A 12,517-nucleotide genomic window follows, 5' to 3' on the forward strand; every position below is an offset into this window, starting at 1 on the left:
AAGCCTTGGTAGAAATCAGGCGGCGTCTTCGCTTTCCGCCTTCTTCTCGGGCTTCGGCAGTTCCTTGCCGGTGGTCTGGTCGACGACCTTCATCGACAGGCGGACCTTGCCGCGCTCATCGAAGCCCATCAGCTTGACGTAGACTTTGTCGCCTTCCTTGACCACGTCGGTGGTCTTCTGGACACGGGCGTCGGCCAGCTGCGAGATGTGGACGAGACCGTCCTTCGGGCCGAAGAAGTTGACGAAGGCGCCGAAGTCGGCGGTCTTCACCACGGTACCCTCGTAGATCTCGCCGACTTCCGGCTCGGCCACGATGGTATGGATCCACTTCTTCGCCGCCTCGATCTCCTTGGCGTTCGACGAAGCGATCTTCACCGTGCCGTCGTCCTCGATGTTGATCTTGGCGCCGGTCTTCTCGACGATCTCGCGGATCACCTTGCCGCCCGAGCCGATCACGTCACGGATCTTGTCGGTCGGGATGTGCATGACCTCGATGCGCGGCGCGAACTCGCCAAGCTCGGCGCGGGCACCCGACAGCGCATTCGCCATCTCGCCGAGGATGTGCTGGCGGCCGCCCTTGGCCTGGTCCAGCGCCACCTTCATGATCTCCTCGGTGATGCCAGAGATCTTGATGTCCATCTGCAGCGAGGTGATGCCGTCGCGGGTACCCGCCACCTTGAAGTCCATGTCGCCGAGGTGATCCTCGTCGCCGAGGATGTCGGAGAGCACCGCGAAGCGCTCCCCTTCCTTGATCAGGCCCATGGCGATGCCGGCGACCGGCTTGGCGAGCGGGACGCCCGCATCCATCAGCGCCAGCGAGGTGCCGCAGACGGTGGCCATCGACGACGAGCCATTCGACTCGGTGATCTCGGAGACGACGCGCAGCGTGTAGGGGAACTGTTCAGCCGAGGGCAGCATCGGACGGATGGCGCGCCAGGCGAGCTTGCCGTGGCCGATCTCGCGGCGGCCCGGCGAACCCATGCGGCCGGTCTCGCCGACCGAATAGGGCGGGAAGTTGTAGTGGAGGAGGAACTTCTCCTTGTACATGCCGGTCAGGCTGTCGACATACTGCTCGTCCTCGCCGGTGCCCAGCGTCGCGACGACCAGCGCCTGCGTCTCGCCGCGGGTGAACAGGGCCGAGCCGTGCGTGCGCGGAAGCACGCCGACTTCCGACACGATCTTGCGGACCGTCGAGAGATCGCGGCCATCGATGCGCGAGGCGGTGTCGAGGATGTTCCAGCGCACGATCTTGGCCTGGAGCTCCTTGAACACGGTGGCGACCTGCTCGGAGGTCCAGGCGGTCTCTTCCGCGCCTTCCGGCAGCAGCGTCGCCTTGACCTTGGCCTTGGCGGCGTCCACGGCGGCGTAGCGAGCCTGCTTGTCGACGTTCTTGTAGGCGGCGCGCAGCTCGTCCTCGACGAGGCCGAGCATGGTCTTCTCGAGCTCGGAGAGGTCCTTGACCTGATGGTCGCGCGGCTCCTTGGCGGCGACTTCGGCGAGCTTGATGATCGCGTCGATCACCGGCTGGAAGCCCTTGTGGCCGAACATGACGGCGCCGAGCATGACGTCCTCGGGCAGTTCCTGCGCTTCGGACTCGACCATCAGCACGGCAGCGTCGGTGCCGGCGACGACGAGGTCGAGCTTCGATTCCGGCATCACGTCGATATGCGGGTTGAGCACGTACTCGCCATTGACGTAGCCGACGCGGGCGCCACCGATCGGGCCCATGAAGGGCACGCCGGAGAGCGTCAGCGCCGCCGAGGTGGCGACGATCGACAGGATGTCCGGATCGTTCTCGAGGTCATGCTGCAGCACGGTGACGACGATCTGCGTATCGTTCTTGTAGCCTTCGGCGAAAAGCGGGCGGATCGGACGGTCGATCAGGCGGGAGACCAGCGTCTCCTTCTCGGAAGGACGGCCCTCGCGCTTGAAATAGCCGCCGGGGATCTTGCCGGCCGCGAAGGTCTTTTCCTGGTAGTTGACGGTCAGCGGGAAGAAATCGAAGCCCGCCTTGGGCTCCTTCTGCGATACGACGGTGGCGAGCACGACGGTCTCGCCGTAGGTGGCGAGCACGGCGCCGTCGGCCTGGCGGGCGATCTTGCCGGTTTCCAGGATGAGCGGGCGGCCGCCCCATTCGATTTCGACTTTGTGGTGATTGAACATATCTTGTCCTTTATACGGGAAGGGCCGCGCGGTTCTTCCGCGCGAGCATTCCTTCCCTGGCTTCGTTCGGGCGAGCCACGGGCAAGACAACGGGAAGCTCTGTGGAGGCCGCGTGTGGCGGCGAGCGTCCTGCAATCCTGCCCCATGACCGTCCATGGGCGGTTCGCGCCAAGCCCCTGCCGGCTTCGAACCGTTGGACCGCCGATATGCACGGCCCGAATGCGCGACCGGCGCGCCAGGGCGCGCCGGTCAAAGTTGTTAGCGGCGGAGGCCGAGCTTATCGATCAGGGTCGAATAGCGGGCTTCGTCCTTGCGCTTCAGATAGTCGAGCAGGCTGCGACGCTGCGAAACCAGGGCGAGCAGGCCACGGCGGGAATGGTTGTCCTTCTTGTGGTCCTTGAAGTGCTCGGTCAGGTTCTTGATGCGTTCGGAAAGGATCGCAACCTGTACTTCGGGCGAACCGGTGTCGCCCTTCGCGGTTGCAAATTCGGCCAGCAGGGCCTGCTTGCGTTCAGCAGTTATCGACATCGGATCTTCCTTTCTGATGTGAGGAACGGGTCGCCCACGGCCGGGATGTCGTCCAGCTGGGGCCAATGGACAAAGCAGCAGGTTCAGTCGGAATTCGCCGTCCGGCAGCTTTGTTGCGGCGCATATAGGCGAATTCCGGGGAAAAAGCCAGAGAGCATTTGTCGGCTCATTTTCAGGGTCTTTTTGATCCGTCAGCCGACAAAGACGCGCTTGGGCTTGAACATGCCGGCCTCGATCGCGCCGATCGCCACCAGCCGCCCGCGCGCGGTCGCGCAGGCCTCTTCCGCCTCGACCGGCGCATCGCGCCCGCGGATGATGACCGGGTTGCCCAGCCTGATCTTCTGCGCGGCCTCGTCCGAGAGCGCCACCTGCGGCAAGCATTCGAGCGCAGCGCCGGTGTCGATCAGCAAGTCGTCGATTGCGCCGAAATCGGGAAGTGGCTTGCCCGCCTCTTCCCACGCGGCCTGCCCGGCCTCGCCGAAGCGCGCTGCTTCCAGTTCCGCGACCGTGACGAAATCCTCCGGCGTAAAGGGATCGACCTCCGTCCGGCGGAGCTCCGCAATGTGGCCGAAACAGCCGAGGTCGCGGCCCATGTCGCGCGCCAGGCTGCGCACATAGGTGCCCTTGCCGCATTCGATCTCGAAGACGGTGCTGCCGTCCGGCCGCATCTCGAGCAGGTCGAAGCGGCCTATCTCCACCTCGCGTTCCGGGATTTCCACGACTTCGCCCGAGCGCGCCATGTCGTAGGCGCGCTCGCCGGCGATCTTGATAGCGGAGAACTGCGGCGGCGCCTGCATGATGACGCCGGTGTATTTCGGCAGCAATGCGCGGATTTCCTCCTCGGCCGGACGTTTCTCCGACGACTTGGTCACCGGGCCTTCGAGGTCGTCGGTCGAGCGCTCCTCGCCCCAGGCAACGGCGAAACGGTAGACCTTGGCGCCGTCCTGCACATAGGGGACAGTCTTGGTGGCTTCACCGAGCGCGATCGGCAGCATGCCCGACGCCAGCGGGTCGAGCGTGCCGGCATGGCCCGCCTTCTCGGCCTGGAACAGCCACTTCACCTTGGAAACCGCCTCGGTCGAACCCATTCCGACCGGCTTGTCCAAAATCACCCAGCCGGAAACCGGCCGGCCCTTCTTCTTGCCGCGGCGGGCCATCAATCGTCCTTGTCGTTGCTGTCTTGATCGAGGTCGCGCGCCACTTCCGGCGATTTCAGGAGCTCGTCGATCCTGGCGAAATTGTCGAAGCTGGTGTCCAGCCTGAAGCGGAACTCGGGCATGTATTTCATCTGCCTGAGCGCGTGCGTCACCCGCCCGCGGATGAACTTCGCATGGCTGTTCAGCGCCTTGACCACCGCCCCGTCGTCCGCTGCGCCAAGCGGTGAGACGAAGGCGGTCGCGATCTTGAGATCGGGTGACATGCGCACCTCGGAGATCGAAATGACTGATGTCTCGATCACCGGATCTATGATCTCGCCGCGCCGCAAGAGATCGGAGAGGGCATGGCGCACCTGCTCGCCGACGCGCAGCATGCGCTGGGATGGGCCGGAGCCTGACGTTCTGGACATGGTTCCTATCTTGAAATCGTGCGCCCCGGGGTGGAACCGGAACGCATGTTTCACAAAAAATCGGGACGGCGGCGACCGCCGTCCCGGATGTCTGGACGCCTTACAGCGTCCGCGTCACCATCTCGACGCGGAAGCACTCGATGACGTCGCCAACCTGGAGGTTCTCGTAGTTCTGGAAAGCCATGCCGCATTCCTGGCCGGCCGGAACTTCCGACACCTCGTCCTTGAAGCGCTTCAGCGTCTTCAGCGTACCTTCGTGGATGACCACGTTGTCGCGGATCAGGCGCACGCCGGCGCCACGCTCGACCTTGCCTTCGGTGACACGGCAGCCGGCGATCTTGCCGACCTTGGTGATGTCGAAGACCTCGAGTATCTCGGCGTTGCCGATGAAGGTCTCGCGGCGCTCCGGCGAGAGCAGTCCCGACATCGCCGCCTTCACATCATCCACGAGGCTGTAGATGATGTTGTAGTAGCGGATTTCGATGCCGGCATTCTCCGCCGCCGTCCGCGCCTGCGGGTTGGCGCGCACGTTGAAGCCGATGATCGCCGCGCCCGATGTCTCGGCGAGCGATATGTCGGTCTCGGTGATGGCGCCGACCCCGGAATGGACGATGCGCGCGCGCACCTCATCGGTGCCGAGCTTCTCGATAGCCGTTGCGATCGCCTCGATTGAGCCCTGCACGTCGCCCTTGATGACCAGCGGGAACTCCTTCAGCCCGCTCGTCTGCAACTGCGACATCATCTGCTCGAGTGAGCCGCGCTGGCCGGCATGCTTGGCGACCGCCTTGTCGCGCGCCAATCTCTGACGATATTCCGTGATCTCGCGGGCGCGGGCCTCGCTTGCGACGGTCGCGAAACGATCGCCGGCGCGCGGCGCGCCCTGCAGGCCCAGCACCTCGACGGGCGTCGACGGTCCGGCTTCCTTGAGCTGCTCGCCGCGATCGTTGATGATCGCGCGCACGCGGCCCCATTCGCTGCCGGCGACGACGATGTCGCCGATCATCAGCGTGCCGGTCTGGACGAGCACGGTGGCGACGGCGCCGCGTCCCTTGTCGAGCTTCGACTCGATGACGACGCCTTCCGACGTGCGGTCCGGATTGGCCTTGAGGTCGAGGATTTCAGCCTGCAGAAGGATAGCCTCCAGCAGCTTGTCGAGGTTGGTGCCCTTGGTGGCAGACACTTCGACGTCCAGCACCTCACCGCCCATCGACTCGACGAACACCTCGTGCTGCAGGAGCTGCGTGCGCACCTTCTGCGGGTCGGCGCTCGGCTTGTCGATCTTGTTGATCGCAACGATGATCGGCACGCCGGCCGCCTTGGCGTGATTGATGGACTCGATCGTCTGCGGCATCACCGAATCGTCGGCCGCAACCACCAGCACGGCGATGTCGGTCGACTGCGCGCCGCGGGCGCGCATAGCGGTGAACGCCGCGTGGCCGGGCGTGTCGATGAAGGTGATCTTGTGGCCGTTCTTCTCGACCTGGTAGGCGCCGATGTGTTGCGTGATGCCGCCGGCCTCGCCGGCCTGAACATTGGCGTTGCGGATGGCGTCGAGCAGCGAGGTCTTGCCGTGGTCGACATGGCCCATGATGGTGACGACGGGCGGACGCGGATGCAGGTCCTCCGGCTTGTCCGGCTCCTTGAACACGCCTTCCTCGATGTCGGCCTCGGCGACACGGCGCACCGTGTGGCCGAATTCGGAAGCCACCAGTTCCGCCGTGTCGGCGTCGATCACGTCGCCGGGCTTCAGGATCTGGCCCTGCTTCATGAAGAACTTCACGATGTCGACCGCGCGCTCCGACATGCGGTTGGCAAGGTCGGCGATGGTGATCGTCTCGGGCAGCACCACCTCGCGGACGATCTTCTCGCGCGGCTCCTGATGCATCGCGCGCTTGAACTTCTCCTGACGCCGACGCATCGATGACAGCGAGCGGGCGCGCGCCTCCTCCTCGGAGGTGGCCGAATTGAGTGTCAGCTTGCCGCGACGGCGGTCTTCCTCGCCCTTGGTGCGCTGCGGGCGCTCGGGCTGGGCGGGCGTCAGGCGGCGCGGCGGCACGCCGGCGACGGTGCGCTTCGGCTTGGCCGCTTCCTCTTCCTCGGGGGCCTGATCGGCAGCGGGCGTGCGGCGGCGGGCCTCTTCCTCGGCACGGCGGCGCGACTCGGCCTCGGCGAGCAGGCGGGCCTCCTCCTCGGCCTGGCGGCGCGCGGATTCCTCGCGTTCGCGCTTGCGGCGCTCTTCCTCTTCCTGGCGGCGCTTGGCGTCCTCGACGGCGCGCTGGCGATCCTCGACCTCACGCGCCTTCGAGCCCTCGAGCGCACGGCGGCGCGCCTCGATCTCGCCGGCCGAAAGGTCGCTGAGCACGAGATTGGGCCGCTCGGCGGCGGGAGCCGGTGCAGCAGCCTTGGGCGCTTCCTGCGGCGCAGGCTTGGCGGGCGCAGGCGCCGGCTTCGGCGCGAACACCGAGGCGGCTTCCGACTTCTCGCCGGGCTTGACGAATTTGCGCTTGGTTTCGACGACGACAGACTTCGTGCGGCCATGCGAGAAGTTCTGACGCACGGTCGACTGCTCGACGCCCGGCCGCTTCAGCGTCAACGTCTTCTTGGTATTGACGCTCAACGTCTTGTCGTCACCGGTTTTCGTATCGCTCATTCCATATCCTCTGCGGCGTCGTTCCCGTCAGCAATCGCCGCAAACATTGCCAGCTCGTCCGGAGAACCGCCCCGGTATCGGTCAAGCGCAACCATGCGCTTTTCAGCCGCTCGCCCCGCATCGCCCGCAAGAACGGCTGCATGTATCACATTTGTACCGCCCAATGCCAAACCCAATTCCTGTTCGGAAAAAAGTTTGTAGGCCATGATCTCCGGGCCTCCGGAATGGACGGTCGCGCGTCTCGCCTGCGCGATCTTGCGCACGCCGTCCTCGGATGCCTCGGCAGCGTGCAGCACCAGAAGCGCCGCGCCGCTGCGGACCGCAGCCTCGACCTTGGTTGCGCCAAGAGCGACGGCGCCCGCCTTGCGGGCCAGCCCCAGCGCGCCCAACGCCGATCTGGAGAGCAGGCGGTCGACCATGGCGCCCAGATCCGACGGCACTTCCACCTGCGCCTTGAGCGCCCTGGCGAACATGCCCTTCTTCGCCGCCTTGTCGACGTGCTCGCGGTCGGCGGTGACCCAGCAGCCGCGACCGGGCAGGTTTCTCTTCAGGTCAGGTACGACGGTCCCATCGGGGCCGGCGACAAAGCGAATGGCCTCATCCGGCCCGGTTGGCCGACGCGCGACGATGCAGGTGCGATCGTTCATCTCGTCCAAAGCGTGCTCCGGGCCGGCTCACGTCACGCTTCCGCGTCAGCGGGCGCTTCGGCTTCGGCGGCGACTTCCTCCGGCGTGATCCAGCCGGCCATCTGGCGTGCGGCGAGCACCATCTCCTCGGCCTCGGCGCGCGAAACGTTGTGAGCGGCCAGCACGCCGGGGAAGAACTTGGTCTCGCCGTCCTTGCGTTCCTTCCAGCCGACGAGATCGTCGACGGCATAGCCGGCAAAGTCCTCGATCGTCTTCACGCCGTCCTCGCCTAGCACCACCATCATGGCGGTGGTCACGCCGGGGATTTCGCGCAGCTCGTCCTGGACGCCGAGTTCCTTGCGCTTGGCGTCGTGCTCGGCCTCGATCTTCTCGATGTACTCGCGTGCACGGTTCTGGATCTCGCTCGCTGTATCCTCGTCGAAACCGTCGATCGAGGAGATCTCGTCGGAGTCGACATAGGCGACTTCCTCGACCGAGGTGAAGCCTTCCGAGGCCAGCACCTGGCCGACCATCTCGTCGACGTCGAGCGCCTCCATGAACAGGGTCGAGCGTTCGACGAATTCCTTCTGGCGGCGCTCGCTCTCCTCCTGCTCGGTCAGGATGTCGATGTCCCAGCCGGTGAGCTGCGAGGCGAGGCGCACGTTCTGGCCGCGACGGCCGATGGCGAGAGACAGCTGGTCGTCCGGCACCACGACTTCGATGCGTTCGGCATCCTCGTCGAGCACCACCTTGGCGACTTCCGCCGGCTGCAGCGCGTTGACGATGAAGGAGGCGGCCGAGGGCGACCACGGGATGATGTCGATCTTCTCGCCCTGCAGTTCGCCGACGACGGCCTGCACGCGCGAACCGCGCATGCCGACGCAGGCGCCGACCGGGTCGATCGAGCTGTCGCGTGAGATCACCGCGATCTTGGCGCGGCTACCCGGATCGCGGGCGACCGACTTGATCTCGATGATGCCGTCGTAGATCTCCGGCACTTCCATGGTGAAGAGCTTCGCCATGAACTGCGGATGCGTGCGCGACAGGAAGATCTGCGGGCCGCGCTGCTCGCGCCGGACGTCGTAGACATAGGCGCGGACGCGGTCGCCATATTTGAAGTTCTCGCGCGGGATCAGCTCGTCGCGACGGATGATCGCTTCGCCGCGGCCGAGATCGACGATGACGTTGCCATACTCGACGCGCTTCACCGTGCCGTTGACGATCTCGCCGATGCGGTCCTTGTACTCGTCGAACTGGCGGTCACGCTCAGCCTCGCGCACCTTCTGCACGATAACCTGCTTGGCCGACTGAGCGGCGATGCGGCCGAAATCCATCGGCGGCAGCTGCTCGGCGATGAAGTCGCCGATCTCGGCGTCGGGATTGCGCTCGCGCGCCGAGGACAGGGCGATCTGGCGGCCGTAGTCCTCGACCTCCTCAACCACTTCCATAAGGCGCTGCAGCTTCATCTCGCCGGTGTTCGGGTTGATGTCGGCGCGGATGTTGGTCTCCTGGCCGTAACGCGAGCGCGCCGCCTTCTGGATCGCGTCCGCCATCGCGGCGATCACGATTCCCTTGTCGATCGACTTCTCACGCGCGACCGCATCGGCGATCTGCAGCAATTCGAGCCTGTTCGCACTGACTACCATTTCAGTCTCCCTGACCCGCCCTGGGCGGGGCTCACTTAGTCCTGAGTCTCGGTTTCGTCTTCGCCGTCGGCCTCTTCCGGCTCGCCACGGCGTCTTTTCGCTTCCTTGCGCGCCTGGTTGTCCTTGGACAGCGCGTCGCGGATGAGGTCGTCGGTCAGCACCAGCCGGGCCTCGGCGATCGCCTCGTAAGGCACCCTTATCGCCGGCTCGTCGCCGGCGCTGCCGGAAGCGTCGCGCTCGATCAACACGTCGTTCTCGCCCGCCTCGGCGATCCGCCCGCGAAAACGCTTGCGCTCGGCGACCATGATAGACGTCTCGATCTTCACCAGATGGCCGGCCCAGGTCGAGAAGTCGGACTTCCTGACCAGCGGGCGGTCGATGCCGGGCGAGGACACCTCGAGATTATAGGCCTTCTCGATCGGATCGGCGACGTCGAGTGCTGGCGAAACCGCGTGGCTGACCTCTTCGCAATCCTCGACGGTCATGGTGCCGTCGTCGCGTTCGGCCATGATCTGCAGCGTCAGCCCGTTCTGGCCCGACAGCCTGGCCCGCACCAGGCGAAAGCCCATGCCGCGCAGCACCGGCGAGACGATCGACGCCACGCGCGCATCGATGCCGCTCTCGCGGATGATGCGGTCGTCTCCAACACTGTCGCCTGTGCTTGCTGCCACTGGGGCCGTCATCGCTTCTCCAACGGCCTGGTAACAAAAAAGAGCGGGACCGGGTGGACCCACTCTTCGTCATACCGACCAAGAATTTGAGTCTGATATAGACCAACAGACCCCGGCTTTCAAGTCCCGGTCCCAGTATCTCCGGCACACGGGTCATCTGGGGTGACGGCCAGCGTACGCCGAGTGCAAGCCTTGCATGGGACCGATGCAGCATTCGCACTGCTGCCGGGCCTCATGCCTCACTATCTATGTTGCAGCGCACCAACCAACGTCATCGCGCACATCCGAGGCAAACGAACATGACTCCCCGCAATGCCCTTGCCGCCCTCGGCGACTTCATCGAGGTCTTCGGCAGCGCCGTCGCCGCGTCACGCGCGGTCGAGGCCAGCAGGCAGCCGCGTGCCAGCGATCTGCGAACGCTCGGCATCGATCCCGTTGCTTTCCGCAAGATCGTCCAGCGCTGAGCCACAGACCGATCGAAGCCCTGGTCTTTGCGCTTGATGCTGTTGGCCTACGTCCGTCTGAACGTCAGATAGGCCGGGGCACGCTCCTCGCGGAGCGCCTTCGACTCGTATCGCGTCCCCGGCCAGCCGGGATAGGCCTTGCGCCAGTCATCCGCCTGCGCCGCCTCCCAGGCGAAGTCGCCATGCGCGGCGCAGTGGAGCAGGGTCCAGTTGACATAGGTGTCTATGTCGGAGGCAAAGCGGAATGTCCCGCCCGCCTTCAGCACGCGCGCAAAACGGTCGAGATTGACTGGACTCACGAAGCGCCGCTTCCAGTGCTTCTTCTTCGGCCACGGATCGGGATAAAGCAGGTCGATCCCGGAAAGCGACGCGTCCGGCAACCAGTCGAGCAACTGTGTCGCGTCGTTGTCGTAGACACACAGATTGTCGAGCGGCGCGTCCGCCAGTGACGCCATCATCTTCGCCATCGAGTTGACGAAAGGCTCGACGCCGATGAAGCCGGTGCCGGGATGACCGGCGGCCTCGTGGCGCAGATGCTCGCCGCCGCCGAAGCCGATCTCCAGCCGCACATCCGCGACCTCCGCAGCAAAGAGCATCCGTATGTCCGTCGGCGCGGCACGGTCGAGGTCGAGCCTATAGCGGGCCAGCCCGTCGGCAAGCGCCTGGGCCTGTTGCGGACGAATGGTCTTGCCGCGCCGCCGGCCGAAGAAGGCTTCGGTCGAGCGGCTTTTCCGGCCTTCGGTCACGGCAGCATCCGTCAGGCGGCGACCGCGTCCTTCAGCCCCTTCACCAGATCGGTCTTCTCCCAGGAGAAGGAGCCGTCGCGGCCGGGCTTGCGGCCGAAATGGCCGTAGGACGACGTCTTCGCATAGATCGGCCGGTTAAGGTCGAGATGTTCGCGGATGCCCGACGGCGACAGGTCCATCACCTGGCGCAGCGCCTTCTCGAGCTTCGCCTCATCCACCTTGCCGGTGCCGTGCAGATCGACATAGACCGACAGCGGCTGGGCGACGCCGATGGCGTAGGAAAGCTGGATGGTGCAGCGGTCCGCAAGTTTCGCGGCGACCACGTTCTTGGCGAGGTAACGCGCCGCATAGGCCGCCGAGCGGTCGACCTTGGTCGTGTCCTTGCCGGAGAATGCACCGCCGCCATGCGGCGCCGCGCCGCCATAGGTGTCGACGATGATCTTGCGGCCGGTGAGGCCGGCGTCGCCGTCCGGTCCGCCGACCACGAACTTGCCCGTAGGGTTGATGTACCAGACGCAGTCGTCGGCGATCCTGAGGTCGCCCAGCGCCTCGCGGATGAAGGGCTCGACCACCTTGCGCACCTTCTTGGAATCCCAGCTTGCCTCGAGATGCTGGGTCGAAAGCACGATGGAGGTTGCCTCGGCTGCCTTGCCGTCGACATATCTCACGGTGACCTGGCTCTTGGCGTCGGGGCCGAGCCTGGCGGCGTCGCCTTCGCCGTTGTGGCGGGCAGCCGACAGAAGCTCGAGGATCTTGTGGCTGTAGTAGATCGGCGCAGGCATCAGGTCGGGCGTCTCGCGGCAGGCATAGCCGAACATGATGCCCTGGTCGCCGGCACCCTCTTCACCCTGGCGGTCGGCGGCATTGTCGACGCCCTGGCCGATGTCGGGCGACTGGCCGTGCAGCAGCACGTCGATCTTCGCCGTCTTCCAGTGGAAGCCGCTCTGCTCGTAGCCGATGGCGCGGATCGCCTTGCGGGCGACCGACTTGAACTTGGACGGGTTGATAACGGGATGACCGGCCGCGTCGATGAGGACGTTGCCTTCCTTGTCCTTCTTCAGGAGCGTGTGGGGTACTCGCACCTCGCCGGCGATGACTACACGGTTGGTGGTCGCGAGTGTCTCGCAGGCGACGCGGACCTTCCACGGGTCCGACACGGCAACGGCGGCGTAGCGCTTGGCATCCGCCGGCGTGACCTTCTTCACCTCACGGTAGACCAGATCCACGATCTCGTCGGAAATGCGGTCGCAGACCTTGTCGGGGTGTCCCTCGGATACGGATTCCGAGGTGAAGAGATAGTTCTGCCGCGTCACGGATTTTCCCTCTCGAAAGGCTTTGCCGGCAGAAGCCGACTTTCGGGCGCGACACGTGTTAACGAGGCCGGCCCGGAGTCGTCAAGGAGCGTTGGTCCTGCGGAGAGGCGGTTTCGGGAACTGTTTTCCTCCGCGGGTCCACG

The 12,517-nt window shown here is 65.4% G+C and carries 11 protein-coding genes; 1 reads left to right on the forward strand and 10 read right to left on the reverse strand.

Annotated features, from left to right (window positions below):
• Nucleotides 1-15: 15 nt before the first annotated feature.
• The 8 genes from pnp to rimP form a co-directional block, all read right to left on the reverse strand.
• Complete coding sequence (gene pnp, locus D8676_RS19360) at nt 16-2,163, reverse strand: polyribonucleotide nucleotidyltransferase (RefSeq protein WP_121582732.1); 2,148 nt, start codon at nt 2,161-2,163, stop codon at nt 16-18.
• A 258-nt stretch (nt 2,164-2,421) separates the two neighbouring features.
• On the reverse strand, nt 2,422-2,691 hold the full coding sequence (gene rpsO, locus D8676_RS19365) for a 30S ribosomal protein S15 (protein WP_121582733.1): 270 nt from the start codon (nt 2,689-2,691) through the stop codon (nt 2,422-2,424).
• Between the two features lie 191 nt (nt 2,692-2,882).
• Nucleotides 2,883-3,848, reverse strand: a complete 966-nt coding sequence (truB, locus tag D8676_RS19370) for a tRNA pseudouridine(55) synthase TruB (protein ID WP_121582734.1) — start codon at nt 3,846-3,848, stop codon at nt 2,883-2,885.
• Nucleotides 3,848-4,258, reverse strand: a complete 411-nt coding sequence (gene rbfA, locus D8676_RS19375; protein WP_121582735.1) for a 30S ribosome-binding factor RbfA — start codon at nt 4,256-4,258, stop codon at nt 3,848-3,850. The genes truB and rbfA overlap by 1 nt, the downstream gene beginning before the upstream one ends.
• Before the next feature lie 100 nt (nt 4,259-4,358).
• Nucleotides 4,359-6,908 carry a translation initiation factor IF-2 gene (gene infB, locus D8676_RS19380; protein WP_121582736.1) on the reverse strand — a complete coding sequence of 850 codons (2,550 nt, stop codon included), beginning with the start codon at nt 6,906-6,908 and terminating at the stop codon, nt 4,359-4,361.
• Nucleotides 6,905-7,555, reverse strand: coding sequence for an RNA-binding protein (locus D8676_RS19385; RefSeq protein WP_121582833.1), 651 nt, complete (start codon nt 7,553-7,555; stop codon nt 6,905-6,907). The genes infB and D8676_RS19385 overlap by 4 nt, the downstream gene beginning before the upstream one ends.
• Before the next feature lie 32 nt (nt 7,556-7,587).
• Nucleotides 7,588-9,180 carry a transcription termination factor NusA gene (nusA, locus tag D8676_RS19390; protein WP_121582737.1) on the reverse strand — a complete coding sequence of 531 codons (1,593 nt, stop codon included), beginning with the start codon at nt 9,178-9,180 and terminating at the stop codon, nt 7,588-7,590.
• A 35-nt stretch (nt 9,181-9,215) separates the two neighbouring features.
• Nucleotides 9,216-9,863 (reverse strand): ribosome maturation factor RimP, encoded by a 648-nt coding sequence (gene rimP / locus D8676_RS19395; RefSeq protein WP_121582738.1) that lies wholly within the window; start codon nt 9,861-9,863, stop codon nt 9,216-9,218.
• A gap of 287 nt (nt 9,864-10,150) precedes the next feature.
• On the opposite strand from rimP, the gene D8676_RS27420 reads away from it, so the two are divergent.
• Nucleotides 10,151-10,315 (forward strand): hypothetical protein, encoded by a 165-nt coding sequence (locus D8676_RS27420; protein WP_183097168.1) that lies wholly within the window; start codon nt 10,151-10,153, stop codon nt 10,313-10,315.
• Between the two features lie 47 nt (nt 10,316-10,362).
• Here the strand turns inward: D8676_RS27420 and D8676_RS19400 are convergent, their stop codons facing one another.
• Together D8676_RS19400 and metK are read right to left on the reverse strand one after the other, a co-directional pair.
• Nucleotides 10,363-11,061, reverse strand: a complete 699-nt coding sequence (locus D8676_RS19400; protein ID WP_121582739.1) for a tRNA (guanosine(46)-N(7))-methyltransferase TrmB — start codon at nt 11,059-11,061, stop codon at nt 10,363-10,365.
• 11 nt (nt 11,062-11,072) lie between these two features.
• Nucleotides 11,073-12,374, reverse strand: coding sequence for a methionine adenosyltransferase (metK, locus tag D8676_RS19405; RefSeq protein WP_121582740.1), 1,302 nt, complete (start codon nt 12,372-12,374; stop codon nt 11,073-11,075).
• Nucleotides 12,375-12,517: the final 143 nt, after the last annotated feature.

The organism is Mesorhizobium sp. YM1C-6-2 (genome assembly GCF_003666685.1).
Lineage (GTDB): Bacteria > Pseudomonadota > Alphaproteobacteria > Rhizobiales > Rhizobiaceae > Mesorhizobium_K.

Excerpts from the sequence above, each read along its gene's own strand:
- rimP (WP_121582738.1), bottom strand. The coding sequence starts at position 9,863 with ATGACGGCCCCAGTGGCAGCAAGCACAGGCGACAGTGTTGGAGACGAC.
- pnp (WP_121582732.1), bottom strand. The coding sequence starts at position 2,163 with ATGTTCAATCACCACAAAGTCGAAATCGAATGGGGCGGCCGCCCGCTC.
- infB (WP_121582736.1), bottom strand. The coding sequence starts at position 6,908 with ATGAGCGATACGAAAACCGGTGACGACAAGACGTTGAGCGTCAATACC.
- truB (WP_121582734.1), bottom strand. The coding sequence starts at position 3,848 with ATGGCCCGCCGCGGCAAGAAGAAGGGCCGGCCGGTTTCCGGCTGGGTG.
- D8676_RS19385 (WP_121582833.1), bottom strand. The coding sequence starts at position 7,555 with ATGAACGATCGCACCTGCATCGTCGCGCGTCGGCCAACCGGGCCGGAT.
- rbfA (WP_121582735.1), bottom strand. The coding sequence starts at position 4,258 with ATGTCCAGAACGTCAGGCTCCGGCCCATCCCAGCGCATGCTGCGCGTC.
- rpsO (WP_121582733.1), bottom strand. The coding sequence starts at position 2,691 with ATGTCGATAACTGCTGAACGCAAGCAGGCCCTGCTGGCCGAATTTGCA.
- D8676_RS27420 (WP_183097168.1), top strand. The coding sequence starts at position 10,151 with ATGACTCCCCGCAATGCCCTTGCCGCCCTCGGCGACTTCATCGAGGTC.
- nusA (WP_121582737.1), bottom strand. The coding sequence starts at position 9,180 with ATGGTAGTCAGTGCGAACAGGCTCGAATTGCTGCAGATCGCCGATGCG.